22 protein-coding genes are annotated in these 25982 nt (G+C 69.3%); 13 read left to right on the top strand and 9 right to left on the bottom strand.

Going from position 1 to position 25982, the window contains the following annotated elements:
• The first annotated feature begins 126 nt into the window (after positions 1-126).
• Positions 127-972: a methylenetetrahydrofolate reductase gene (locus Q9R13_RS13455; RefSeq protein ID WP_310961686.1), complete on the top strand. Its 846-nt coding sequence runs from the start codon at positions 127-129 to the stop codon at positions 970-972.
• A gap of 27 nt (positions 973-999) precedes the next feature.
• Here Q9R13_RS13455 and Q9R13_RS13450 read toward each other — a convergent pair whose 3' ends face one another.
• Genes Q9R13_RS13450 through Q9R13_RS13430 form a run of 5 tightly spaced genes read right to left on the bottom strand, consistent with a single transcriptional unit; the run spans position 1000 to position 5916 of the window.
• The gene (locus tag Q9R13_RS13450) at positions 1000-1608 is read right to left on the bottom strand and encodes a DUF1638 domain-containing protein (protein WP_310961685.1); all 609 of its coding nucleotides are present in this window, start codon (positions 1606-1608) and stop codon (positions 1000-1002) included.
• A complete protein-coding gene (locus tag Q9R13_RS13445; RefSeq protein ID WP_310961684.1) occupies positions 1601-3574 on the bottom strand; it encodes an ASKHA domain-containing protein in 1974 nt (657 codons plus the stop codon). The genes Q9R13_RS13450 and Q9R13_RS13445 overlap by 8 nt, the downstream gene beginning before the upstream one ends.
• A gap of 7 nt (positions 3575-3581) precedes the next feature.
• Positions 3582-4481 (bottom strand): dihydropteroate synthase, encoded by a 900-nt coding sequence (locus tag Q9R13_RS13440; protein ID WP_310961683.1) that lies wholly within the window; start codon positions 4479-4481, stop codon positions 3582-3584.
• Positions 4478-5143 (bottom strand): corrinoid protein, encoded by a 666-nt coding sequence (locus Q9R13_RS13435; RefSeq protein ID WP_310961682.1) that lies wholly within the window; start codon positions 5141-5143, stop codon positions 4478-4480. Before Q9R13_RS13435 ends, Q9R13_RS13440 begins: the two co-directional genes overlap by 4 nt.
• Positions 5140-5916: an IclR family transcriptional regulator gene (locus tag Q9R13_RS13430; protein WP_310961681.1), complete on the bottom strand. Its 777-nt coding sequence runs from the start codon at positions 5914-5916 to the stop codon at positions 5140-5142. Before Q9R13_RS13430 ends, Q9R13_RS13435 begins: the two co-directional genes overlap by 4 nt.
• A 203-nt stretch (positions 5917-6119) precedes the next feature.
• Here Q9R13_RS13430 and Q9R13_RS13425 point away from each other — a divergent pair, with 203 nt between their 5' ends.
• Positions 6120-7559, top strand: a complete 1440-nt coding sequence (locus Q9R13_RS13425) for a trimethylamine methyltransferase family protein (RefSeq protein ID WP_310961680.1) — start codon at positions 6120-6122, stop codon at positions 7557-7559.
• A 22-nt stretch (positions 7560-7581) separates the two neighbouring features.
• Here Q9R13_RS13425 and purU read toward each other — a convergent pair whose 3' ends face one another.
• Complete coding sequence (gene purU / locus Q9R13_RS13420; RefSeq protein WP_310961679.1) at positions 7582-8469, bottom strand: formyltetrahydrofolate deformylase; 888 nt, start codon at positions 8467-8469, stop codon at positions 7582-7584.
• Positions 8470-8566: 97 nt separating this feature from the next.
• Here purU and Q9R13_RS13415 point away from each other — a divergent pair, with 97 nt between their 5' ends.
• The 11 genes from Q9R13_RS13415 (at position 8567) to Q9R13_RS13365 (ending at position 23543) form a co-directional block, all read left to right on the top strand.
• Positions 8567-9340: an IclR family transcriptional regulator gene (locus Q9R13_RS13415; protein WP_310961678.1), complete on the top strand. Its 774-nt coding sequence runs from the start codon at positions 8567-8569 to the stop codon at positions 9338-9340.
• 169 nt (positions 9341-9509) lie between these two features.
• Entirely contained in the window at positions 9510-10946 is a 1437-nt protein-coding gene (locus Q9R13_RS13410; RefSeq protein ID WP_310961677.1) for an aldehyde dehydrogenase family protein, read from the top strand.
• A complete protein-coding gene (betA, locus tag Q9R13_RS13405; protein WP_310961676.1) occupies positions 10943-12682 on the top strand; it encodes a choline dehydrogenase in 1740 nt (579 codons plus the stop codon). Before Q9R13_RS13410 ends, betA begins: the two co-directional genes overlap by 4 nt.
• Positions 12682-13755, top strand: a complete 1074-nt coding sequence (locus tag Q9R13_RS13400; protein WP_310961675.1) for a quaternary amine ABC transporter ATP-binding protein — start codon at positions 12682-12684, stop codon at positions 13753-13755. The genes betA and Q9R13_RS13400 overlap by 1 nt, the downstream gene beginning before the upstream one ends.
• A complete protein-coding gene (locus Q9R13_RS13395) occupies positions 13752-15752 on the top strand; it encodes an ABC transporter permease (protein WP_310961674.1) in 2001 nt (666 codons plus the stop codon). Before Q9R13_RS13400 ends, Q9R13_RS13395 begins: the two co-directional genes overlap by 4 nt.
• A gap of 65 nt (positions 15753-15817) precedes the next feature.
• A complete protein-coding gene (locus tag Q9R13_RS13390) occupies positions 15818-16795 on the top strand; it encodes an ABC transporter substrate-binding protein (RefSeq protein WP_310961673.1) in 978 nt (325 codons plus the stop codon).
• A gap of 143 nt (positions 16796-16938) precedes the next feature.
• The gene (locus Q9R13_RS13385) at positions 16939-19473 is read left to right on the top strand and encodes a GcvT family protein (protein WP_310961672.1); all 2535 of its coding nucleotides are present in this window, start codon (positions 16939-16941) and stop codon (positions 19471-19473) included.
• A 7-nt stretch (positions 19474-19480) separates the two neighbouring features.
• A complete protein-coding gene (locus Q9R13_RS13380; protein WP_310961671.1) occupies positions 19481-20251 on the top strand; it encodes an electron transfer flavoprotein subunit beta/FixA family protein in 771 nt (256 codons plus the stop codon).
• Positions 20248-21231: an electron transfer flavoprotein subunit alpha/FixB family protein gene (locus tag Q9R13_RS13375; protein WP_310961670.1), complete on the top strand. Its 984-nt coding sequence runs from the start codon at positions 20248-20250 to the stop codon at positions 21229-21231. Before Q9R13_RS13380 ends, Q9R13_RS13375 begins: the two co-directional genes overlap by 4 nt.
• Positions 21232-21290: 59 nt before the next feature.
• Positions 21291-22499 (top strand): M15 family metallopeptidase, encoded by a 1209-nt coding sequence (locus Q9R13_RS13370; RefSeq protein ID WP_310961669.1) that lies wholly within the window; start codon positions 21291-21293, stop codon positions 22497-22499.
• Positions 22500-22550: 51 nt separating this feature from the next.
• On the top strand, positions 22551-23543 hold the full coding sequence (locus Q9R13_RS13365) for an NADPH:quinone oxidoreductase family protein (RefSeq protein WP_310961668.1): 993 nt from the start codon (positions 22551-22553) through the stop codon (positions 23541-23543).
• A 204-nt stretch (positions 23544-23747) separates the two neighbouring features.
• Here the strand turns inward: Q9R13_RS13365 and Q9R13_RS13360 are convergent, their stop codons facing one another.
• From Q9R13_RS13360 to Q9R13_RS13350, 3 genes are all read right to left on the bottom strand, one after another.
• The gene (locus tag Q9R13_RS13360) at positions 23748-24158 is read right to left on the bottom strand and encodes an uS7 family ribosomal protein (protein WP_310961667.1); all 411 of its coding nucleotides are present in this window, start codon (positions 24156-24158) and stop codon (positions 23748-23750) included.
• Positions 24151-25632: an MFS transporter gene (locus tag Q9R13_RS13355; protein WP_310961666.1), complete on the bottom strand. Its 1482-nt coding sequence runs from the start codon at positions 25630-25632 to the stop codon at positions 24151-24153. Before Q9R13_RS13355 ends, Q9R13_RS13360 begins: the two co-directional genes overlap by 8 nt.
• Positions 25633-25723: 91 nt before the next feature.
• Positions 25724-25960, bottom strand: coding sequence for a hypothetical protein (locus tag Q9R13_RS13350; RefSeq protein WP_310961665.1), 237 nt, complete (start codon positions 25958-25960; stop codon positions 25724-25726).
• Between the last annotated feature and the right edge of the window lie 22 nt (positions 25961-25982).

The following is a 25982-nucleotide window of genomic DNA, read 5'->3' as shown; positions in this document are numbered from 1 at the left end:
CGGCGTCGCCGCGGCAGTTCCGCTCGGGAGGACCCGTCGGGCGGGGCCGAACGAGGCCTGTACCTGCGCCCGCGGGCGGCGTACTCTGATCGCGACACTGGTGCGCATCACGAAACGAGTTCCTTAATGCGCAACAAAGCGACCACGGCGGCGATGATCCGGCTGCTGGAGAACGCCCGCTACGAGGTGCTGCCCACCCCCTCCACCGAGGACAAGGTGCTCACCCACCTGCCCATCGAGCGGGTCGTCACGATCACCGCATCCCCGGGCAAGGGCCTGGAGTCGACCTTCGACCTGGCCGAACGTCTCACCGGCCACGGGTACGACGTGGTCCCGCATCTCGCGGCGCGGATGGTCACCAACCGCACCGAGCTGTCGGAGATCTGCGATCGCCTTACTGGCAAGGGGATTCGATCGATCTTCGTGCCCGGCGGCGATGCCGAGCCGGCCGGTGACTACCCCGATGCGTTCTCGCTGCTGGCCGACCTGCACGAGCTCGGCGACCCCTTCTCGCACGTCGGCGTGACCGGCTATCCCGAGACGCATCCGACGATCAGCGACGACCTGACGGTGCAGTCGATGTGGGACAAGCGGCAGTACGCCACCCACGTGGTGAGCAACCTGACCTTCGATCCGGCGGCGATCAGGGCCTGGATCAAGCGGATGCGCGGCCGCGGCGTGACGATGCCGCTGCTGCTGGGCATGCCCGGCCCGATCGACCGGGCGAAGCTGCTCAACATGGCCACCAAGATCGGGGTGGGCGAGTCCACCCGGTTCCTCTCGAAGCACCGCGGCACCTTCCTGCGGCTCGCGGCCCCCGGTGGGTTCACCGGCGAGCGCTTCCTCGAGCAGTGCGCACCGGTCCTCGCCCCGCCCGAGGCGCTGGTCGAGGGTCTGCACGTCTTCACCTTCAACCAGGTCGCCGAGACCGAGGCCTGGCGCAGCGACCTGCTGGAGCGGCTCAAGGCCTGATCGCCCGGCTCGGCACGACCTGGCGGGCTACCCAGCCTGGATCGGGACCAGACTCTCGAGTGCGGTCTCCAGGCCGCGGTCGCCGGTGGGTACGACGGTCAGCGGCAGGCCCATCCGATCGGCGGCGGCTCGGGCCAGCTGCACCAACTCGTCGTCACCCGGCTCCTGCGCCAGCCACACCGCCCGCGTGTAGGCGCCGAAGTAGTCGTCGCGCAACTCGGGATAGCGGTCGAGGCCCAGCTCGCGCTCCACGGTGCGGGCGAAGGAGCGCACCAGGAAGTCGGTGAGCACATAGGTGCCCGGCTGGTCGGCGAAGAACCTCTCCAGCCGGGAGGCACCGCCGAAGACGTCGTAGCAGTGCAGCCCCGGCAGTCGCTCGAGGCCCAGGTCGGCACAGACCTCGTCGAGTGCACCGTAGGTGCCGCAGTCGGCGTACCCGATCACGATCTTCGCGTAGCGCGGGCGCAGTACCTCGGCGAGTGCCCGCACCTCACCGGAGATCCGCTTCGGCTGGTTGTGCAGCAGGGGAGGGAGCGGATGCACGTCCATCGCCCAGCCACGTCGTTCGGCGATCGCGGCGGCGGGCTGGGCCAGCGCGCCGCAGGCGATCAGGGCGACGCGGCCCACCTCAGCCACCGAAGGCGAGCTGCTCGACGAACTTGTCGTTGAAGTCGGGGCGGTCGGAGAGCTCGACATAGGCCACCTCCTCCAGCAACGCCGTCGCCCCGGTGCGCTCGCGCAGCGACAGCAGGGCCATCTTCGCGCCTTCGCCGGCGACGTTCCCGGCCGCCACGATTCGCAACACCGGCAGGCGTGGGACCAGTCCGATCCGCACTGCCGATGCGGGGCTGAGGTAACTGCCGAAGGAGCCGGCAAGGAGCACCTGCTGGATGTCGCGATGCTCCAGGCCGAGCTGTTCGAGCAACAATGTCCAGCCGGTGGAGATCGCCGCCTTGGCGAACTGCAGCTCGCGTACGTCGCGTTGCGAGAGGTACACGCACTCGGCGGGATCGGCGTGGGGTGTGGGTCGGTGCAGCAGGAAGACCCGCTCCTCGCCCAGCTTCGTCAGTCGATCGGCGATGGCCGGCGCGATCTCCTTGGCCGCTTCCTCAGAGATGAAGCGCCCCGAGTCGTCGAGCAGCCCGACCCTGACCAGCTCAGCCACGGCGTCGACCAGGCCCGAGCCACACAGGCCGCGCGGCTCCACGTCGCCGATCACCCCGAGGATCACCGGGTCCGTGCCCGGCTCGGCGGCCGGGTCGACCTTGATGACTTCGATCGCACCGTCGGCGGCGCGCATGCCGCAGCGGATGGCGCCACCCTCGAAGGCCGGTCCAGCGGGCGCCGCGGTGGACAGGATCGTGTCGCCGTCGCTGAGCACGATCTCGCAGTTGGTACCGACGTCGATGAACAGCCGGGTGCGCTTGTCCCGGTCCATGCCCGTTGCCAGCATCCCCGCGACGATGTCTCCGCCGACGTACGCACCGAGGGCGGGGAAGAAGACGGCGCGAGCGCGCGGATGCAGGCTCAGCCCGAGGTCGGTGGCCAGCACCGACGGCGGTTGGCTGGTGGCCATCACGAACGGCGCGACTCCGATCGGCTCGGGATCGATGCCGAGCGCGAGCGCGGTCATGGTCGCGTTGCCCGCGATCGCCACCTCATAGACCTGGGCCGGATCGACGCCGCCCTCGCGGCACACGTCGCTCGCCAGCTCGGCGAGGGTCGCGCCGGCGGCCTCCTGCAGCCGGCCGAGGGTGTCCTTGTCCATCATGGTCGCGCTGATCCGCGAGATCACGTCGCCACCGAACGGCTGCTGCTTGTTGAGCATCGACGCCACGGCGACCGGTGTGCCGGTGCCGACATCGAGCAGCGTTGCCACCACCGTGGTGGTGCCGAGGTCGAACGCGATCGCGTAGCGGGTCGAGGTGGTGTCGCCCGGCTCCACGTCGATCAGGTCCTCGTCGACGATCACTGCGGTGACCTTGAAGTCGGCGGCGCGCAGTACCGTGGGCAGCCGGCGCAGCACGTGCAGGTCGGCGGTCAGCTCGAGGTCGGTGATCGCGTCGGTCAGCCGAACCAGGTCGGTGCGTTGGTCGGCCAGAGTGGGCTCGTCGAGCTCGACGTACCGCTTCTGAATCGCGGGATGCAGGATCACCTGCCGCCCGACGCCGACCGTCGCAGCCTTCGGCCGGGTGGTCAGAGGCGGCACCTGGACGGCGAGGTCGCGGGTCGCGTTGACCAGACAGGCCAGCCGCCAGCCGTCGTCGAGCTGCTCCGGACTGAACGTGCGTACATCGTGCCGGGTGATCGGGACGCCCTCGCCGGCGATCTGCACCCGACACTTGTGGCAGGTGCCGTGCCCACCACAGGTGGAGTCGATCGCGATGCCGTTCCACGAGGCGGAGTCGAAGACGGTCACCCCGGGAGGCACCCGCACCGAGCGCTGGGTCGGCGGCGAGTCCGGCCCGGTGATGACGGTGAAGGCGAGGTTGACCCGCCCGGTGCCGTCGTGGACGGCCTGGTCGGCGCCCGGAGGCTCGATCAGGCCCTCACGGGCGACGTCGACGACGTCGGCGATGGTGAAGTCTGGTCCGTCGGTCATCGCGGGGTCACGAGGTGGCCGCGGTCTCGGCCGCCTGCCGCGCCCGGTGCGCGGCGATCCAGGCTCCGCCCCACTCGTCGTGACCGAGCATCAGGTCGGCGGCCTTGACCGCCTCGACGATCTGCGGACTGCGAGCGTCCATGATCGCGCTGGTCAGGCCGGCGGTCATCGCCATCGGCAGGAAGGCTGCACCCAGCGCTGGCCGACCCGGCATCCCGAACGACACATTGGACGCGCCACAGGTCATGTTCACGCCGAACTCGTCACGGATGCGTCGCATCGTCTCCAAGGTGGTGTTGACCATCTGGGAGTCCGCGCCGATGGGCATCGCGAGCGGGTCGATCACGATATCCGCGGCAGCGATGCCGTACTCCTTGGTGGCGACCTCGATGATCTTGCGGGTCAGGGTGATCCGCTTCTCGACCTCCATCGGGATCTCGTCCGCGTCGTTCGGGAGGGCAATCACGGCGGCGTCGTACTTCTTGACCAGCGGAAGCACCTGCTCCATCCGCTCGTCCTCCGCGGTGATCGAGTTGACCAACGCCCTTCCCTGGTACGCCGAGAGTCCGGCCTCGAGGGCTTCCACCACCGAGGAGTCGATGCAGATCGGCTTGTCGCTGAGCGCCTGCACCAACGTGATCGCCTTGGCGAGGAGCTCGGCCTCGTCGGTCAGTGGGACGCCCATGTTGATGTCGAGTACGTCGGCTCCGCCCTCGACCTGGGCCTTCACGTCCCGCTCGATGGCAGAGAGGTCGCCGGCCTTGAGCTGCTCCTGGAAGATCCGCCGGCCGGTGGGGTTGATGCGCTCACCGATCAGGCAGAAGCGGGTGTCGTGACCGATCACCACCTGCTGGGTCGCTGACCTCAGCACCGTCTCCAGGTGCGGGGCGTTGAACGGACCACTCATGCGAGAACCTTGGCGCGCTTCTCCTTGAGGAGAGCCTTGGCCTTCTTGACGGTCGCTGAGGCGTCGGCTGCGTAGCCGTCGGCACCGACCGCATCGGCGTACTCCTGGGTGACGGGGGCTCCGCCGACCATCACGATCACCTGATCGCGCAGGCCGCCCTTCTCAAGGGCGTTCATGTTGGCCTTGAACATCGGCATGGTGGTGGTCAGGAACGCCGAGAAACCGACGATGTCGGGCTGGTGCTCCTCGATGGCCGCGACGAACTTCTCGGGAGCGACCTGGACCCCGAGGTCGATGACCTCGAAGCCGGCTCCCTCGAGCATGATGTTGACCAGGTTCTTGCCGATGTCGTGCACGTCGCCCTTCACGGTTCCCATCACGAACTTGCCGATGGTCTCGACGCCGGTCTCGGCGAGCAGGGGTCGGAGCACCTCCATCGCGCCGGCCATCGCGCGGCCGGCAATCAGCATCTCCGGAACGAAGAAGTCACCACGCTCGAAGCGGGCGCCCACCTCCTCGAGCGAGGGGATCAGGGCGTCGAAGAGCAGGGTCTGCGGCTCCATGTTCAGGGCCAGCCCCTCATGGGTCAGCTCGAGCACATGGGGCGCGTTGCCCACCAGCGTGTCGTCGTACAGGCCTTGCAGAATCTCCTCGGGTGTCATGCAACGCCTTCCTTTCGGGTTCGCCGACGGAGCAGCCCGGAAAGCTGCTCGCCTCGGTCACTCAACAACCGGCCGACCTCGTCGAGCCGCTCCTCCAGCCGCGGGTTGGGGCCCGAGACGCCCAGTGCCGCGATGACCTCACCGCCACTGCCGCGGACCGGCGCACCGATGCCGGTGAGCCCGATCTCGAGCTCGTCCACCGTGCTGGCGTAGCCGCGGCGGACGACCTGACCCAGTTGCCGGCGCAGCGTGGCGGGGTCGGTGATCGTGCTCGGCGTGACCTGCTCGAGCGGCCCGGTCGGCATCGCCAGAGCGCCGTACGCGAGCAGCACCTTGCCGAGCGCCGAGCAGTGCGCCGGCACGTCGACCTCGGTCCAGTCGCGGGTGCCGAGGAGATAGGTCGAGTCGACCTGCGCGACCTGGACCACCCGCTCGCCGCGGGCGACGGAGAGGTTGACCGTCTCACCGGTCTCGGTGCCGATCCGCTCTAGCGTGGGCCGGGCGAGCCGGACCAGCTCCTCCCACGGGTCGTGCCGGGTGGCATAGAGCCAGAACAGCGGCCCCGCGACGTAGCTGCCGGCGCTGTTGCGCTCGAGCAGCTCGGTGCGCTCGAGCGCGGTCAGCAGCCGGGAGGTGGTCGAGCGGGGCAGCCCACTCTCGCTGTGCAGGTCGAGGAAGGACAGGGGCTCGTCGGCGCGGACCACGGTCGCCACCAGCAAGGCTGCGCGGTCGATCGCTTGAGTACCCGTGTTCGGCGCGACGGACCTGGCCACCGGTCTCCTCCTGTTTCTGGGTCTGTCTGTCTTGGGCCTGTCTTGGGGCCTGCTTGCGCGTCTGCCGCTGTCGCCGGACGCTGGACCAGAGTTCCATGATATGGAACTAGGTGCCCATATCATGAGGCTAGGATGCCGAGCGAGGTGGGTCAAGCCTTTCGGTGGCCTGATCGCCGCCGATTCCGCGAGCCGCAGGAGGACCGATGTTCGTCAACCGGATGCCCCGTTACGAGATCCTCTCCGAGGAGGCGCTGGCGACCCTGGACAAGGGCTGGCGCAAGCTGATCACCGAGATCGGCGTGGAGTTCCTCGACGACCGCGCCCTCGAGCTGTTCCGCCAGGCCGGTCAGCGCGTGGAGGACAACACCGTCTTCCTCGACCCCGACTTCGTCCTCGCCCAGGTGGCCAAGGCGCCGGCCGAGTTCGACGTCCGGGCCCGCAACCCCGAGCACAGCATCCACATCGGCGGCGATTCGATGGCGTTCGGTGCCGTCTACGGTCCACCGTTCGTCCGCCAGGGGGAGGTACGCCGGGACGCGACCATGGACGACTTCCGCAACTTCACCAAGCTGGCGCAGTCCTTCCCGGTCCTCGACTCCGCGGGCGGGGTGATCTGCGAGCCGAATGACACTCCGCTGGACAGCCGGCATCTCGACATGACCTACGCGCTGCAGACGTTGACCGACAAGGTCTACATGGGCAACGTGGTCTCGGGCGTCAATGCCGCGGACACCATCGCGATGGGCTCGATCCTGTTCGGCGGTCGCGAGAACATCGAGCGGACGCCGGCGTCGATCTCGCTGATCAACTGCAACTCGCCGCTGCGCTGGGACGACCGGATGCTCGAGGCCCAGTTCGAGTACTCCGCCGCCGGCCAGCCCGTGGTCCTCACGCCGTTCATCCTGATGGGCGCGATGTCACCGGTGACGATCCCCGCGGCACTGGTCCAGCAGATCACCGAGGCCCTGTCGGGCATCGCGCTCTCTCAGCTGATCCGACCCGGCACCCCGGTGATCTTCGGGTCGTTCCTGTCCAACATCGACATGCAGTCGGGCTCGCCCACGTTCGGCACCCCGGAGTCCGGGATCGGCCTGCTCTGCACCGGCCAGATCGCCCGGCACTTCGGGCTCCCGTTCCGCACCGGCGGCGGGCTGACCTCCTCGCAGGTGCCCGACGCCCAGGCCGGGTACGAGGCGCTGATGACGATGCTGCCGACGTTCCTTGCCGGCGCCAACTGGGTGATGCACTCCGCCGGCTGGCTCGAGGGCGGCCTGGTCGCCGGCTACGAGAAGTTCGTCGTGGACATCGAGATCCTGCAGATGCTGCAGGCCGAGTTCACCCCCCTGGAGATAGACGAGGCGTCGATGGCCTTCGGTGCCCACGAGGAGGTCGGTCACGGCGGCCACTTCCTCGGCGCTGCGCACACCATGGAGCGGTTCCGCGACTGCTTCTACCGCCCGCTGCTCTCCTCCTCGGAGAACTACGAGCGGTGGATGCGCAACGGAGGCACGGACGCCGCTGCGCGCGCCGAGAGGATCTACAAGCAGAAGCTCGAGGAGTACGTCGCTCCCGAGCTCGACGACGCAGTGCGGGCCGAACTGGAGGAGTACGTCATACGCCGCCGCAAGGAGCTCGGCGACTGAGGTGGCCCCGGCCGATCCGAGGTCAGCGGAAGACCACCGTGCGATGGCCGTTGAGCAGGACCCGTGACTCCGAGTGCCAGCGAACGGCGCGGGACAGCACCTGGGCCTCGACATCCCGGCCGGCGGAGACGAGCTGCTCCTGGGTGTGCGCATGGTCGACCCGCATCACGTCCTGCTCGATGATCGGACCCTCGTCAAGGTCGGCGGTCACGTAGTGCGCGGTCGCGCCGACGAGCTTGACGCCCCGCTCGAAGGCCTGGTGGTAGGGCTTGGCGCCCTTGAAGCTGGGCAGGAACGAGTGGTGGATGTTGATCGCCTTGCCGGACAGCTCGCGGCACAGGTCGTCGCTGAGCACCTGCATATAGCGCGCCAACACGACCAGGTGGACGCCATGCTCCTTGACCAGACGCAGGACCTCGGCCTCGGCCTCCGCCTTGGTGCCGGCGGTGACCGGGACGTGGTGGAACGGGATCCCGTAGGACCGGACCAGCGGCTCGGCGTCCGGGTGGTTGGAGACCACCGCGGGGATGTCGATCTGCAGGGAGCGGGTGCTGTACCGGAACAGCAGGTCGTTGAGGCAGTGCAGGTGCTTGGACACCATGATGAGCGTTCGGTACGGCGCGGCCGCGTCCCACAACTCGAACCGCATGTCGAACCGGCTCGCGACCTCGGCGAACTCCCCGCGGAGTTGGTCGGCGGTGACGCCGCTGTCGGCGACCTCGAAGTCGATCCGCATGAAGAAGCGGTCGACCAGCTGGTCCCCGTACTGCTGGCTCTCGATGATGTTGCCGCCGTGGCCGGTCAGGAAGCCCGAGACGGCGTGCACGATCCCGGGCCGGTCGGGGCACACGATGGTGAGCACGAAGTCGCCGGCCGGACTGCTGGCGTTCGCGGATACGGGCAGCACCATGGGCACCTCGTTCGGTTGGGGGTCGTTGCGCATTCTGCGACGACTTCGTGCGATGCGCAACGGCCCACCGCTGCCGAGGTTCGTCTACTCTCCCCTCATGGCGATCGCACGTGCGGGTGAGGGGGTCCAGTCCGTCGAGCGCGCCTTGAACATCCTCGAGGTGCTGGCGAGGGTCGGTGAGGCCGGGGTCACCGAGATCGCCGCTGAGCTCGATGTGCACAAGAGCACTGCCTTCCGGCTGGTCAGCACCCTGGAGGGCCACGACCTGGTCGAGCAGACCGGCGACCGCGGCAAGTACCGCCTTGGAGTCGGGATGCTGCGCCTGGCCGGCGCCACCACCGCCCGGCTGGACCTGGTCCAGGAGGCCCGCCCGATCTGTCGCCAGCTGGCGGCAGACACCGGCGAGACCGTCAACCTCGCGGTGCTCTCGGAGAACTCCGCGCTCTACGTCGACCAGGTCGCCGGCTCCTCGTCACTGCAGTCGCACAACTGGGTGGGCCAGCACATCCCGCTCCATGCCACCAGCAACGGCAAGGTTCTGCTCAGCGAGCTCGACGGGGCCCAGCTCGACGCTGCGCTCGCCACGCTGCCGGCGTACACCGAGCGGACGATCACCCGGAAGAGCCGGCTGCGATCCGAGCTCTCGCGGGTGCGCGAGCGGGGCTACGCCGAGGCGGTCGACGAGCTCGAGCGGGGGCTGACCGCTGTGGCTGCACCGATCCGCAACGCCCACGGCGACGTGATCGCCTCGATGAGCGTCTCCGGGCCGACCTTCCGGCTGGCGGACGAGCGCGTCGCGGAGGCGGTCGAGCAGCTGCTCCGCGCGGCCGGCGAGGTGTCGTTCCGGCTGGGCTGGGGGCGTCGCAGTTAGGCCACGGTCTGCGCCGACTGCTTGACGTACCCCCGGCGGAGCATCATCCTCAACGGCAGGGCGAGTTGCGCTGCAGGCATCATGTTGCGTGCTGCGCAACACGTGACCGGACCGACCGACACAGGAGCGGGGTTCGCGGTTGCCGGAGATCCACCACGATGGACGCTGGGTGGCTGCCCGTGCGGGCGGTCGCCGAGAGATCCGCTGCCCCGCAGACGGCAGCCTGGTCGCGGAGATCGACGAGGCCGGACCGGAGGACACCGATCTGGCGATCGCCGCGGCGCACCGAGCCTTCCACGAGGGACCCTGGCCGCGCACTCCGGCGCGACAGCGGGGAGACCTGCTGCTCCGGGTGGCCGACCTGCTGGTGCGCGACAAGGCGCAGCTCGCGCGGGAGGAGTCCCTGGACACCGGTAAGCGGCTGGTCGAGAGCGAGTACGACATCGAGGACGTGGTCGGCGTCTTCCGCCACTACGGCCACGTGGCCGCGGAGCACGCCGGACGGGTGGTCGACACGGGCAACCCCGGCGTGGTCAGCCGGATCGTGCGCGAGCCGGTCGGCGTCTGCGGGCTGATCACCCCGTGGAACTACCCGCTGCTTCAGGCGTCATGGAAGGTGGCGCCGTGCCTGGCCGCCGGAAACACCTTCGTCCTCAAGCCCAGCGAGCTGACCCCGCACACCGCGATCCACCTGGTCCGCCTGCTCCTCGAGGCCGGCCTGCCGGCTGGCGTGGCGAACCTGGTGGTCGGCTCCGGGCCGCACGCCGGAGCTCCGCTCTCGGAGGACCCGCGCGTCGACCTGGTCTCCTTCACCGGTGGTCTGGCTACCGGCAAGGCGGTCATGGCCGCCGCGTCGGGAACCGTGAAACGGGTCGCCCTCGAGCTCGGCGGCAAGAACCCCAACGTCGTCTTCGCCGACGCCGACCGCGCAGCGGCCCTCGACCTGGCCCTGGCCGCGGTCTTCCTGCACTCGGGCCAGGTCTGCTCGGCCGGTGCACGTCTGGTGATCGAGGAGTCGATCCACGACGAGTTCGTCGACGCCGTGGTCGAGCGGGCCGGCCGGATCCGGCTCGGCGGCCCGTTCGACGACAAGGCCCAGACCGGCCCGCTGACCAGCGCCCAGCACCGTGACAAGGTCGAGCGGTACGTCGCCGCGGGGATCGCCGAGGGCGCGGTCCTGCGCTGTGGAGGCGTTAGGCCCGACGACCCCGCGCTCGCCGACGGGTTCTACTACCCGCCCACCGTGCTCGACCGCTGCTCGTCCGCGATGTCGGTCACCCAGGACGAGTCGTTCGGGCCGGTGCTGACCGTGGAGACCTTCACCGACGAGGACGAGGCGGTCGCCATCGCGAACGACAGCATCTACGGGCTCGCGGGTGCGGTCTGGACCCAGGACGCCGGCAAGGCCCAACGGGTCGCCGCCCGGTTGCGGATGGGGACGGTCTGGATCAACGACTACCACCCGTACGTCCCGCAGGCGGAGTGGGGCGGCTACAAGCAGTCCGGGATCGGCCGGGAGCTCGGCCGGGCCGGCCTCGATGAGTACCAGGAGACCAAGCACATCTGGCACAACATCGACCCCGCGGCCCAGGGCTGGTTCGCGTGAGCGCGCGGACCGCGGGCGGCCGCTACGACTACGTCATCGTGGGGGGCGGATCTGCCGGTTGTGCGCTCGCCAACCGGCTCAGTGCCGATCCGGGCACCAGCGTGCTGGTGCTGGAGGCCGGCCGGTCCGACTTCCGGATCGACCCGTTCATCCACATGCCGGCCGCGCTGCCGTTCCCGATCGGCAACCGCCTGTACGACTGGAAGTACGAGAGCGATCCGGAGCCGCACATGGGCGGACGCCGGGTCTTCCACGCCCGGGGCAAGGTCCTCGGTGGGTCGAGCAGCATCAACGGGATGATCTTCCAGCGTGGCAACCCGCTGGACTACCAGCGCTGGGCGGCCGACCCGGGGATGGAGTCGTGGGACTACCTGCACTGCCTGCCCTACTTCAAGCGGATGGAGACCTGCCTCGCCGGCGCCGACGAGTGGCGCGGCGGCGACGGCCCGTTGAAGCTCGAGCGAGGCCCGGCGGACAACCCCTTGTTCGGAGCGTTCTTCGAGGCCGTGCAGCAGGCCGGCTACCACCTCACCGACGACGTGAACGGCTACCGCCAGGAGGGCTTCGCCAAGTTCGACCGCAACGTCTACCGCGGCCGCAGGCTCTCGGCGGCGCGGGCCTACCTCCACCCCGTGATGAACCGGAAGAACCTGCGGGTCGAGACGCTGGCGATGGCCACCCGGGTGGTCTTCGACGGCAAGCGGGCGACCGGGGTGGAGTACCGCCGCGCAGGCCGAGGTCGCCGTACCGTCGCCGCCGGCGAGGTGATCCTCTGCGGTGGTGCGATCAACACGCCTCAGTTGCTGCAGCTCTCCGGTGTGGGCAACGCGGCCGCGCTGTCCGCGCTCGGCGTACCCGTCGTCGCGGACCTTCCCGGCGTCGGGGAGAACCTCCAGGACCACCTCGAGGTCTACATCCAGTACGCGTCGAAGCAGCCGGTCTCGATCGCGCCCGGCCTGCGGATGCGGAACCGGCCGAAGATCGGCTACGACTGGCTTGTCCACCGCAGGGGCCTGGGCGCGACGAACCATTTCGAGGGCGGCGGCTTCGCGCGCAGCAACGAGGACGTCGACTACCCGAACCTGATGTTCCACTTCCTGCCGATCGCGATCCGGTACGACGGCAGCGCGCCCACCGAGGGCCACGGCTACCAGGTGCACATCGGCCCGATGTACGCCGACACCCGCGGGCGTGTGTTGATCCGCTCGACCGACCCGCGCGAGCACCCCTCGCTGCAGTTCAACTACCTGTCCACGCCGACCGACCGCAAGGAGTGGGTCGAGGCGATCCGGGTCGCACGCGACATCCTCACCCAGCCGGCGTTCGCGCCGTACAACGACGGCGAGCTCTCTCCCGGGCCCAGCGTGGAGACCGACGAGCAGATCCTCGACTGGGTCGCCCGCGATGCCGAGACCGCGCTGCACCCCTCCTGCACGGCGAAGATGGGCTCGATCGAGGCGGACCCGATGTCCGTGGTCGACCCGGACACGATGCGGGTGCACGGAGTCGACGGTCTGCGGGTCGTCGACGCCTCTGTCTTCCCCTACGTCACCAACGGCAACATCTACGCCCCCGTGATGATGGTTGCCGAGAAGGCGGCCGACCTGATTGCGGGAAACACGCCGCTGGCCGCGGTCGACGTGCCCTACTACCGCTATCGCGAGAGCACCCCGCTCTACCCGCCAGGGGACCAGCGCAACGCCGCCGGCGTACCCACCACGAAGGAAGACGCCTGATGAGCACAGACCTACACCCCGCTCCGGCGACGCCGGACAGCAGCGACGCCGCGCTCCGGGTCGAGTCGCTGTGGAAGATCTTCGGCAACAAGGCCGGCTCGATCATCGGCACCCCCGACGCCGACCTGTCCCGCAAGGACCTGCAGGCCAAGACCGGCTGCGTGATGGCGGTCAAGGACGTCTCCTTCGAGGTGTCCCCGGGCGAGGTGTTCGTGGTGATGGGCCTGTCGGGCTCGGGAAAGTCGACGCTGGTCCGGCTGCTGACCCGGCTGATCGAGCCCAGCGCCGGGTCTGTGGTGATGAGCGGGCGGGAGATCACGACCGCCGACGAGAGTCAGCTCCGAGAGCTGCGCCGCAAGCACGTGGCGATGGTCTTCCAGAACTTCGGATTGCTGCCACACCGCTCCGTGCGCGACAACATCGCCTTCGGTCTCGAGGTGCGTGGGGTCGGGAAGGCGGAGCGGCGCGACCGGGCCCAGGAGATGATCGACCTCGTCGGGCTCTCCGGCTACGAGCTCTCCTATCCCGACCAGCTCTCCGGCGGGATGCAGCAGCGGGTCGGCCTCGCCCGCGCGCTGGCCGGCGATCCCGACCTGCTGCTGTTCGACGAGCCGTTCTCCGCACTCGACCCGCTGATCCGCCGGGACATGCAGAACGAGGTCATCCGGCTGCATCACGAGGTCCGCAAGACCATGGTGTTCATCACCCACGATCTGGCCGAGGCGCTCAAGCTCGGCGACCGCATCCTGATCATGCGTGACGGCGAGATCGTCCAGATCGGCACCCCCGACGAGGTCGTCGCCCGGCCGGCTGACGACTACGTCAAGGACTTCGTCAGCGACGTGCCGAAGTCGCACGTGCTCACGCTGCGCTGGGTCGCCCGACCCCAGCGTGACGGCGAGACGACCGACGGACCCGTGCTGCAGGCCGACCAGGTGGTGCGGGACGCCGCTCGGCACGTGCTCGACGTCGACGGCCCGGTCCGGGTCTTCGACGGCGAGGAGTTCCTCGGCGTCGTCGACGACGACGACATCCTGCGGGTGGTAGTCGCGGAGGAGGGCGTCCAGCCATGACCGTCGCACCAGCGGTGGCACGGCCACCGACCACACGGGAGGAACAGCCGCACGTCGCCGAGCCGACCCGGCGGCCGGTCTGGCTGCTGTTGCTCGGGATCGTGGTCGTCTGGGGGATCGGCTACGCGCTCTTCCGCGGCAGGGACACCCTCGCCACGCCGTTCGTCCAGCTCACCGGGGTCCAGCACTGGATCAACGGCATCCGCGACGACATCCAGACCGCAGGTCAGACCAACTGGTTCTTCCACGGTGTGATCGGCAGCGTCTCGGACTTCGCCAACTGGGTGATCACCCAGCTGCAGAACCTGCTCTCCCATCCGGCTCCGGGCCTCCCCGTTCCGCAGATCGGCTGGCTGGGTGTCAGCGCGATCTTCGCCTGGTGCGCGTACGCGGCGGCCGGGCTGCGTTCGATGGTCCTGGTGCTGGTCGCCACCCAGCTGTTCGGAGTCTTCGGCTACTGGCAAGACAGCATCGACATGGTGATCATCACGATCCTCGCGGTCGTGGTGAGCATGCTCATCGGCATCCCGACCGGGATCGCGATGGCGCGGCGAGCCTGGGTCTCGACCGTGATCACGCCGGTCCTGGACGCGATGCAGACGATGCCGTCGTTCGCCTACATCCCGTTCTTCTTCATCCTGTTCGGTCCCGGCGCGGCCTGCGCGATCGTGTTGACGATCGTCTACTCGGTTCCACCACTGGTGCGCATCACCGAGCACGGCATCCGGTCGGTCGAGGCCAGTACCCAGGAGGCGGCCTCATCGTTGGGTGCGACCCGGCGCCAACTGCTCCGCAAGGTGCAGCTCCCGATGGCGCGGCGGACCATCGTGCTCGGCATCAACCAGTGCACGCTGGCCGCCTTGTCGATGGCTGTCATCGCCGGCTTCATCAACGGCCCAGGCCTCGGCTCAGACGTGCTGCAGGGCCTGACCAACATCAACGTCGGCCAGGGCGCGGTGCCCGGCCTGCTGATCGTCGTGATCGCGATCGCGCTCGACCGGACCACCACGGCCGCCAGCGAACGGTCGGAGCGCAGAGGCCGGCAGAAGGAGGGCGCGGCCAGGGTGCGCAGGATCGCCCTGGTCGTCGGCGCGGTGGTGACACTGGTCGCGATCTACTTCTCCCACACCTACCTCCAGGCGGCGCAGTTCCCGTCCTCGCTGGACGTAGGCGCTCACCTCGTCAACGGGATCAACTCGGTCTCCGACTCGATCGTCAATGCGCTCGGCGGGGTCTCCAACGCCTTCAAGAACGTGATCAGCTACGGCTTCCTCAACCCGCTCCAGGAACTGCTGGCCGACAGCCCGTGGTGGTTGATGGCGCCGGTGCTGCTGGCCGTGTCCTGGGTGATCGGCGGCATCAAGCCGTTGCTGACGACGCTGGTCTGCGAAGGGGTGATCTTCGGGACGGGCTTGTGGAACGACACCATGGTCACGCTCACGACCACCGTCGTGGCCACGGTGTTGGTGATGATCCTCGCGGTCGTGATCGGGGTCTGGATCGGTCGCAGCCAGCGCGTCGACGCGGCGGTCCGGCCGATCCTCGACGGCTTCCAGACGATCCCGTCATTCGTCTACCTGGTGCCGGCGCTGGCGCTGTTCTCGCCGTCGCGGTTCACCGCGATCGTGGCCGCCACCGCCTACGCGGCGCCGATCTCGATCAAGCTCGTCGCTGACGGGATCCGCGGAGTCTCGGCGACCACGGTGGAGGCGGCCCGTGCCAGCGGGATCACGTCGTGGCAGATGATCCTCAAGGTCCAGCTGCCCATGGCCCGGTCGTCGCTGGCACTGGCGGCCAACCAGGGCCTGCTCTACGTGCTGTCGATGGTGGTCATCGGCGGCATGGTCGGAGCGGGCAGCCTGGGCTATCTCGTCGTGTCCGGGTTCGTCCAGGTTCCGCTGTTCGGCAAGGGCCTGGCCGCGGGCATCGCCATCACCGCGCTGGGCATCCTGCTCGACCGCACTGCGCGCGCGGCCGCTGCCCGGTCGAGGCGCTGAGCCTGAGCGACCCGTCACCCACCATCTTCCCGTCACACAGCCGGGGAACCGAAAGGAAGAATCGCATGGCACAACGATCACGGCGACTGTTCAGTCTGGTCGCCATCGCCGCTGCCCTCGCGCTCGGGCTGAGTGCGTGCGGTGGCGGCAACATCAAGAAGACGACGAGCGCGGGTGGCAAGACCTGCGGGGACTTCAAGATCGCCATCAACGCCTGGACCGGCTACTACGCCGATGCCTGGGTGGTCGGTGAGCTGGCCGCGAAGAAGCTCGGCTGCAACGTCAGCTACGTCAAGCTGGCCGAGGAGCCCAGCTGGAACGCGATGGCCAACGGCACCGTCGACACCATCCTGGAGAACTGGGGCCACGATGACCTGGTCAAGAAGTACATCACCGAGCAGCACGTGGTCCAGGACGCAGGCCAGACCGGCAACAAGGGGATCATCGGCTGGTACGTCCCGCCGTGGATGGCGCAGAAGTACCCCGACATCACCAACTGGAAGAACCTGAACAAGTACGCCTCGATGTTCAAGACCTCTGAGTCCGGTGGCCAAGGGCAGCTGCTCGACGGCGACCCGTCGTACGTCACGAACGACCAGGCGCTGGTGAAGAACCTGAAACTGAACTACAAGGTCGTCGTCGGTGGCAGCGAGGCTGCGCTGATCCAGAGCTTCCGCAAGGCCGAGAAGAACAAGACGCCGCTGCTGGCCTACTTCTACGAGCCGCAGTGGTTCTTCTCCGAGATGAAGCTGGCGCACGTCAACCTGCCGGCGTACTCCTCAGACCCGAAGGTCTGCCCGACGGCGCCCTCGCAGATCCGCTGCGACTACCCGCCGTACAACCTGAACAAGCTGGTCTCCACGAAGTTCGCCAAGTCCGGCTCGCCGGCGTACACGCTGGTGAAGAACTTCCACTGGACCAACGCCGACCAGAACCTGGTCGCGACCTACATCGCCAAGGACGGCATGAGCAACGCTGCCGCGGCCGACAAGTGGATCGCCGCGAACCCGGACAAGGTCAACGCGTGGCTGTCCGGCACCTGAGCTGAGTAGCCACGTCCGGCCCGCCGAGTCGGCTCTTGACACGGCGGGCCGGTCGACTCACGCTGGTAGTGTTTCACAATGCGCAATCTGATGCGCAATACGCAACAACTGCGGTGCATGAAGGCACCTGATGGAGGATGGTCATGGCTGAGGTTCCGGCTCGTGCACGCGTCGTGGTGATCGGGGCCGGCATCGTCGGCAACAGCCTGGTCCACCATCTGGCGCGACTGGGCTGGCGCGACATCGTGCAGCTGGACATGGGCCCGCTGCCCAACCCCGGTGGCTCGACCGGGCACGCCTCCAACTTCATCTTCCCGGTCGACCACTCCCGGGAGATCACCGACCTCACGCTGGACTCGATGGCCCAGTACAAGGAGATGGGGGTGTTCACCGAGTCCGGGGGCTTCGAGGTGGCCCGCACGCCAGCCCGGATGGAGGAGCTGCGTCGGCGGATGTCGAGCGCGAAGGCGTGGGGCATCGAGGCCGAGCTGGTCAGCCCGGCATTCGTCCAGGAGAAGGTGCCGTTCCTCGACCCCGACCAGATCATCGGCGCGTTCTGGACCCCGAGCGTGGGCGTGGTCGACTCGCTGCGAGCCGGCACGATCATGCGGGAGTCGGCACTCGAGCTCGGGGCGCTGACCGTCGTACCCAACGTCGAGGTGACCGGCCTCGACGTCGAGGATGGCCGGATCCGCACGGTGCGCACCGCGGGCGGTGACATCGAGACCCAGTACGTCGTGATCGCCTGCGGCGTGTGGAGTCCGAAGATCGGCGACATGGCAGGCGTCAGCATCCCGCTGACCCCTGCGGTGCACCAGATGATCAGCGTCGGCCCGTGCCCGCAGTTGACGGGTGAACAAGGAGAGATCAGCGGTGAGATAAACCACCCGATCGTCCGGGACATGGACACCTACTGCTACGAGCGCCAGCACGGCGCCGACATGGAGGTCGGGTCCTACGCGCACCGGGCGATCCTGCACGAGCCGGAGGACATCCCCTCGCTCGAGCAGGCGAAGCTGTCGCCGACCGAGATGCCGTTCACCTCCGACGACTTCGACCCCCAGCTCGAGCAGGCCTTCGAGCTGATGCCTGACCTGCTCGGCGCCGAGGGCGCCGAGATCCGCTACGCCATCAACGGCCTGCTGTCGTTGACGTGTGACGGCCAGCCGATCCTCGGCGAGAGCCTGGTCAAGGGCCTGTGGACGGCAGCGGCGGTCTGGATCAAGGAGGGCCCTGGGGTCGGCCGCGCGGTCGCGGAGTGGATGACCGACGGTCACTCCGAGATCGACGTCCACCACTGCGACATCGCCCGCTTCTACCCGCACCAGATGCGCCGCGAGCACACCCGGCTGCGCACCACCGAGTCCTTCATCAAGACCTACGGGATCATCCACCCCGCGGAGCAGTACGAGTCCGACCGCGACCAGCGGCTCGCCCCGATGCACGACTCCCAGCAGAAGCTTGGCGCGGTGTTCTTCGAGGCGGTCGGCTGGGAGCGGCCGCACTGGTACGAGTCCAACGCCGGCCTGCTCGAGGAGTACGGCGACGCGGTGATGCCGCGCGAGCATGAGTGGGACTCCCGCTGGTGGAGCCCGATCATCAATGCCGAGCACCTGCGGATGCGCGAGGCCGCCGGCGTGATCGACCTGACCGCGTTCGCGATCTTCGACATCACCGGGCCGGGGGCCCTGGACGTCGTTCAGCGCACCTGTGTCGCGCAGTGCGACGTCACGGTGGGCAAGGTCATCTACACCTCGGTCCTCGACGCGAAGGGCGGCTTCAGGTCCGATCTCACCGTGATGCGCCTCGGAAAGCACCACTTCCGGGTCGTCACCGGTGGCGCCCACGGAATGGCGGACCGGAAGATCTTCGCCGACCAGCTTCCGGGCGACGCCGCGACCGAGCTGTCCGACGTGACCGACGAGGTCTCGACGATCGGGCTGTGGGGTCCACGGGCACGCGACATCCTGTCCGCCCTCACCGAGGACGATGTCTCCGACGACGGCTTCGGCTTCCTCAGCTGCCGCGGGATCTCCGTTCGCACGAGTGCCGGCGACACCACCGTGCTGGCCTCGCGGATCTCCTACGTGGGCGAGCTCGGCTGGGAGCTCTATGTGCCGATGGACTCGGCCGCGGTGCTCTGGGACGCGCTGTTGGAGACCGGGGCCGAGCACGGCGCGGTGCCGGTCGGCATCGGCGTCTATGGCACCACCGGCCGCCTGGAGAAGGGCTACCGCGCGTTCGGCTTCGAGCTCGACGGCGAGCGCACGATCGTCGAGGCCGGGATGCAGCGCCCCAAGGTGAAGGCAGCCGACTTCGTCGGGCGCGAGGCGTACCTGGCGCAGCGCGAGCGGGCCCCGCTCGCGGTGCTGTGCACGATGACGGTCGACGACCACACCTCCGCCAGCGGCGTCAAGCGCTACATGCTCGGCGGTGAGCCGATCCTGACCCGCGACGGCGGCACTCTGACCGACGGCCACGGCCACCATCCCTACGTCACCTCGGCCGGCTCGGCTCCCAGTCTGGGCAAGCACGTGCTGATGGCCTACCTCCCGCCGGACCAGGCGACCGTGGGCAACAGGCTGGCGGTGTCCTACATGGAGGAGCTGTACCCGGTCACGGTGGCCACCGTGGACGCCACCGCTCTGCTCGACCCCGCCAACGAGCGGATCCGGTGAGCGCCAGATGACCGATGTGCTCGTCTGCGTGAAGCGGGTGCCGGAGTCGTCGAGCTCGATCGTGCTGACCGAGGACTCGCAGGCGGTCGACGGCAGGTACGTCGGCTTCACGGTCAGCAACCACGAGAGCTGTGCCGTCGAGCTCGCCGTGCAGGTCGCCGACCACACCGGTGGCAGCGCGACTGTGCTCTCACTGGGGCCGGAGGAGTCCACCGAGCAGCTGTTCGGTGCGCTCGCCCTCGGATGCGGCGCGGCCACGCTCATCGAGGCCGACTCCACCCGGTTCGGTCCTGCCGACGTGGCCCGGGAGATCGCCGCGGTCGTCCGCGAGCATCGGGGCGCAGGCACGACGTACGACCTGATCCTGCTCGGCAACGATGCGGCCGACAGCGGCGACTTCCAGGTCGGGATCCGGCTCGCCTACGAGCTCGACCTGCCAGTGGTCAACGGTGTCTCGACCCTGGAGGTGGCCGACGGGATGCTGTCCGCACATGCCGAAGCGGCGGACGGCGAGGAGACCTACTCCCTGCCGCTGCCGGCTGTCGCCACCGTGCTCGAGGGCGGCGTCGAGCCGCGCTATCCGACGATCAGGGGGCGGATGGCCGCGAAGAAGGTCAGCATCGAACGTCGCCAGCCCGTCGTCGAGCCGGCCGGATCCGGCCGGGTGGAGCTGAGGCTGCCGCCGCCGTCGCCGAGCTCGGTGCAGGTCCTCGGCGAGGGCCCGACCGCGGCAGCCGCCGTCGTGGACCTGTTCGAGAGCCTGGGGGTCGGACGATGATCGTCGTACTGGTCGAGACCGACGCCGAAGGCGTCACCGAGATCTCCTTGGAGACCATCGCGTTCGCCCGGTCGCTCGCGGCCGAGGGCGGCGGCATCCTGATCCGGGCGATGGTGGTCGGCCCGCTGCCGGTGGACGCCGACGCGATCACCCGGCAGCTGGGCGAGCACGGCGTCGGTGAGGTGCACCACGTCACCGGTGAGGCCTTCGACCTCTATGCCGGGGCGGCCTGGGCCGCGGCGGTCCAGGAACTGCAGGCCGAGACCGGTTCCGTGGTCGTGGTCGCCGCGGGCAGCCCGCGGGGCAACGAGGTGCTCGCCCACGTGGCGGCTCGGGTCGGCGTACCGATGGCGGCCAACGTGGTCGCCTTCTCGGGCCTGGCTCCCTTCGTGGTGACCCGACAGGTCGTCGGTGGCGCGGTCCTCGAAGAGATGCAGCTCGCGCAGCGACCGGCGGTCTTCACCGTCGCCGGGCACTCCTGGACGGCCCAGCCCGCGGACTCACCGGTCGCGGCGAGCTGGCACGAGCGCACCCCGCAGATCGCCGAGGCGGACCTGGTGGCGCGCGTGGTGAGCAAGGGCGCCAAGGAGCCGGACCGCTCCGGCAGCCTCAAGTCCGCGCGGGTCGTGGTCGGTGCCGGCCGTGGTGCCGGCGGTCCGGACGGGTTCGACGGGGTCGTCGAGCTCGCCGAGCTGCTCGGCGGCAGCGTCGGGGTCTCGCGGGTGGTCACCAGCCTGGGCTGGCGTCCGCACCACGAGCAGGTCGGCCAGACCGGCAGCCGGATCGCCCCGGACCTCTACATCCCCTGCGGGATCAGCGGTGCGATCCAGCACTGGGCCGGCTGTGCGAGCTCGAAGACGATCCTGGCGATCAACACCGATGCCGAGGCGCCGATGGTCACCAAGGCGACGTACGCCGTGATCGGCGACATGCACGAGGTCGTGCCGGCGATCATCGAGGAGCTCCGCAGCCGCCGCTGAGCCGGGCCGCCGGTTGTCTACGATGGAGCCGGGGACTGGGACATCGCGGGGAGGCCGACGTGAGCGCGACCGTGTGCCGGCGGGGCATCGCCTTGTGCTGCGCCCTGGCACTCGCGCTGGTGCTCGCAGCCTGCGGCGCCGCCGGCTCGCGGGCTCATCCTCACCCCGACAGTCGGACGACCCCCACCGGATCGCAGTCGACGTCGGCCTCGGCCTCGCCGTCCGTCTCGCCGACGGCGCACCGACCGTTGCAGAACCCGGACATCCTGGTGTTCAGCACCCACACCCTGTCCGACTCCGTGGTCTCGAAGGTGCGCCGGCTCGGCCGGGTCGCGACCACCGAGCAGTTCGCGATGGCGCAGTTCTACTACCACGAGAACCCGGTCCGGTACGCCGCCGTCGACCCGAGCACGTTCCGCTGGTGGACCCTCGGCACCGCGGCCGAGAGCGCCGAGGTCTGGAACCGCGTCGCGGGCGGCGAGATCGCGATCGCCCCGAAGCTCGGTCGGCGCATCCAGGACGCTCACGACTACGTGCACATCGGCGACTCCGAGCACTCCGCGCGGTTGCACGTGGGTGCCTACGCGCAGCTCTTCGACCCGCGCTTCAACGACCTCGGCGTCGACGCCGTCGTCGACAGCTCCTGGACCCGACGGCTCGGCATGGTCCCCGAGAACGCACTGCTGGTCACCACCGGCACCGCCGCGCCGACGAAGGCGCTGGTGAAGAGGCTGCGCGCTATCGCCGGCGACACGGCGAGCGTGCAAGTGCTCGGCTTCCAGTTCGACCCGCAGGCGGTGCACACCGCGATCCTGACCGGCGAGTCGGTGAGCTCGGCGGTCGGCACCTTCAACTACACGGCCAACGCGAACGGGACCGTCAACATCGAGGGCCCGTGGGTGTCGGCCAACATCCGCACGGTGAACGTGCCGATCCTCGGACGGGTCACCTGCAACAAGGTGATGCTGCCGCAGCTGATCGACGCGCTGACCGAGATCCAACAGCGTGGGCTGGCGAAGTACATCAACCCCGCGCAGTACGGCGGCTGCTTCGTGCCCCGATTCATCGCGGGAACCCACCAGCTCTCCTACCACGCCTTCGGCCTGGCCATCGACCTCAACGTCCCTGAGAACGAGCGCGGCACCCGCGGCCACATGAACCCGCAGGTCGTGCAGGTCTTCAGCCGCTGGGGATTCCAGTGGGGCGGCGTGTGGCACTACACCGACCCGATGCACTTCCAGCTGCGCCGCATCGTCCGGTCGGGCTGATCGGCACCCGGGCGAGTCCCGCGGGCGGCGGCCGGCGATAGCCTGCCGGTCATGCGCGCCGTACGAGTGACCAGCCTGGCAGGACCGTCCGCCGTCACCGTCGAGGAGGTCGACGAGCCGACCGCTGAGGGTCCGTTCGGCCCGCAGGTCCTCGTCGACGTGCACGCGGTCGGCACGTCGTTCCCCGACCTCTTGCTCAGCAAGGGGGAGTACCAGCTCAAGCCGGACCTGCCGTTCACTCTCGGCGTCGACTTCGCCGGCACGGTCCGCTCGGCCCCGGACGGCAGCGGCCTGCAGGTGGGGCAGCGCGTCGCCGCCTGCCTGCCGTACGGCGGTGGCGCAGACGTCGTCGCGATCGGGCCGGACTCGGTGTTCCCGCTTCCCGACGGCCTGTCGTTCGAGCAGGGCGCCGCCCTCCCGATGAACTACCTGACCGCGCAGTTCGCGCTCGACCATCGTGCCGGACTGCGCGAGGGCGAGACGGTGCTCGTGCATGGTGCGGCCGGTGGCGTCGGGACCGCGACGATCCAGGTCGCCAGGGGAAGAGGTGCCCGGACCATCGCGGTGGTCTCCAGCGAGGAGAAGGCCGAGGTCGCGAGGCGTGCCGGAGCCGACGAGGCCGTCCTGGTCGACGGCTTCCTCGCCGCTGTCAAGGACCTCACCGGCGGCAGGGGCGTCGACGTGGTGGTGGACGTGGTCGGCGGTGAGCTGTTCACCGACTCGCTGCGGGCACTCGCGCCGCTGGGTCGGCTGCTGGTGGTGGGGTTCGCGGCCGGCTCGATCCCGCAGGTCAAGGTCAATCGGCTGCTGCTGAACAATGTCGACGTGCGTGGGGTCGGCTGGGGCGCCTACGCGATGGCGCGGCCGGGGTTCATGGCCGAGCAGTGGGCGACGCTCCTGCCGATGATGGAGTCCGCCCCGGGCCGGTCGGCCAGCATCGACCCGCCTCTCGGGGACGTCCGGCCGATGGAGGAGTTCGGCGCGGCCCTGGCCGAGATGGAGGACCGCCGTACCCTCGGCAAGACGGTCGTCCGACTACGGTGACGCCGCGTCTCGTGGCGGCCGGAACACCGTCCTGACCAGGCGCCGCGCCACCGCGACCACGGTCCGCACGAACGCCCGCTCCGGTGAGAGGAAGTCGCTGGCCAGGGCCCGTCGCTGAGCGTCTCCACCGCAGGGGAGAACCGGGCGGACCGACCGACGGATGCGGCCAGGTCGTGCCAACCACGGGCGGCGTGCTCGCGCGGGTCAGCCGGCGTCGTCGGGTGGCGGGCCGAGCCGCTTGCGGTCGAGCCGGACCACCTCGCGCTCGGCCACGGCCTGGCGTACGGCGGGCCGGAATCGACCCGGTCCCCAGTACTTGGCGCCGACGACCCGTCGAAGCTCGTCCTCGGTGATCGGACCGATGTCCCGGACGGCATTGGCGATGATCTGGATCTCGTGGTCCAGCGCCTCCTCCTGGGCGCGCTCCGACGGCGGCGTGAGCTGCCACGGCACACCGCGGGCGAGCCCGGGCCGGAACCGACGCATCCCGCGCGGAGCCCGGCCCTCCCGGCGGCGGGCGATCCGCTCCTCGCGGGCGCGCTCCTCGGCCTTACTCTCCTGGGCCTCGCGCTCCTCGGCCGAGTCCGGTCGGTCGTCGTACGGCTCGTCAGGCACGCTGCATACCTCCCTCGCTACCATCCTCGGGCTCGGCGGCCTCCGCGATGGTCATCGGCTGGGCGATGTCCTCGAGGGTGGCCTGCTCGGCGCGGACGCCGAGGAACATCTCCGCGATCCCACCGATCGCCATCACAGCGGCGCCGATGTAGAAGCCGAGCGCGACCAGGGATCGGCTGCCGGAGTCGATGAAGTGGCCGAACAGCAGCGGCCCGGAGATGCCGCCGATCGCCGTACCGATGGCGTAGAAGAACGCGATCGCCAGGGCGCGGGTCTCCATCGGGAAGATCTCGCTGACGGTGAGGTACGCCGCGCTGGCGCCGGCGGAGGCGAAGAAGAACGCGACCACGAGGATGGCCAGGAACAGCCACTCTCCAGCGACCTGATGCACGAAGACCTGCGCCAACACCACGGTGACCAGCGCGGAGATCAGGTAGGTCCCGGAGATCATCGGCTTGCGGCCGACGGTGTCGAAGAACCGACCGAGCAGCAACGGACCGGCGAAGTTGCCCAGCGCCCAGATGATGATGAACACCGGGATGATTCCGGAGGACAGCCCGTAGAACTTGCCGTAGAGGGTGCCGAGGTCGAAGGTGACTCCGTTGTAGATGAATGCCTGTCCGACGAACAGCGCGAGGCCCAACACCGCGCGCTTCGGATAGAGCGTGAAGGCCACCTTGGCGATCTCCCGGAACGGGATGGCCTCACGCTGTCGCACGGTGAGCTCCTTGTCGGGCTCCTCGAGCGGCTGGTTCGTCTCCTCCTGGACACCGGCCTCGATGTCGTCGACGATCCGCTCGGCCTCCTCCTCCCGGCCGTGGATGAAAAGCCAGCGCGGCGACTCCGGGACATGTCGGCGGACCACGAGGATCAGCAGGCCGAGGACGGCGCCGAGAAGGAAGGCGATCCGCCAGCCGAGGTCGCCGGAGAACACGTTGAGCAGCAGCAACGCGACCGCGGCGCCACCGGCGGAGCCGAACCAGTAGGAGCCGTTGATGGCCAGGTCGACCCGGCCGCGGGCGCGGGCAGGAATCAGCTCGTCGATGGCGGAGTTGATCGCCGCGTACTCACCGCCGATGCCCGAGCCGGTGAAGAACCGCGCGATGTAGAACCACCAGACCGACATCGAGAACCCGGTGGCAACGGTGGCGACGATGTAGACGCCGAGGGTGATCAGGAACAGCTTCTTCCGCCCGAACCGGTCGGTGAGCTGGCCGAAGAACAGCGCGCCCAGGCAGGCGCCGGCGACGTAGATGCCGGCGGCGGTGCCGATCTGCCCGGCACTGATGGCGATGCCGCCCTTCTCGGTCATCCGGGCGGCGACGCTGCCGACCATGGTGACCTCGAGGCCGTCGAGGATCCAGACGCTGCCCAGGCCGACGACCACCATCCAGTGGAACCTCGACCAGGGTAGCCGGTCGAGACGGGCCGGGATGCGCGTGGAGATCGTCCCGGTCTGGACGTCGGCGCTCATCGGGTCCCCTTTCCCTCGTGTGCAGGGGATGTTCCCGTCCGACGCCGAATCCATGCGAGTCGGCACCGTCACCGGCGGTGTGCCGACGGGGTCAGCGGTTGCGGAGCCGGTGCCAGACCCGCAGGGGGAAGAGCCCGAGCAGCGGTGCGCGCCGGCCCAGGTCGTCGGTGGCGCGCCGGTCGAGGGCGGCGGCGTACCGCTGCGCGTCCGAGGCGGTGGCGTACTGCTTCGCGCCGCTCTCTCCGCAGCCGCGCTCGCATGACCAGCGCATCGTGTCGCCCTCGGCAGTGAAGGCCATGCGGTGTCCCAGGATGCGACAGATCAACACCCCGCCGACGCTAGCGCGCTGT

It is taken from the genome of Nocardioides marmorisolisilvae, from assembly GCF_031656915.1.
Classification (GTDB): Bacteria; Actinomycetota; Actinomycetes; order Propionibacteriales; family Nocardioidaceae; genus Marmoricola; species Marmoricola terrisoli.
This window is presented reverse-complemented; position numbering and strand designations above follow the sequence as displayed.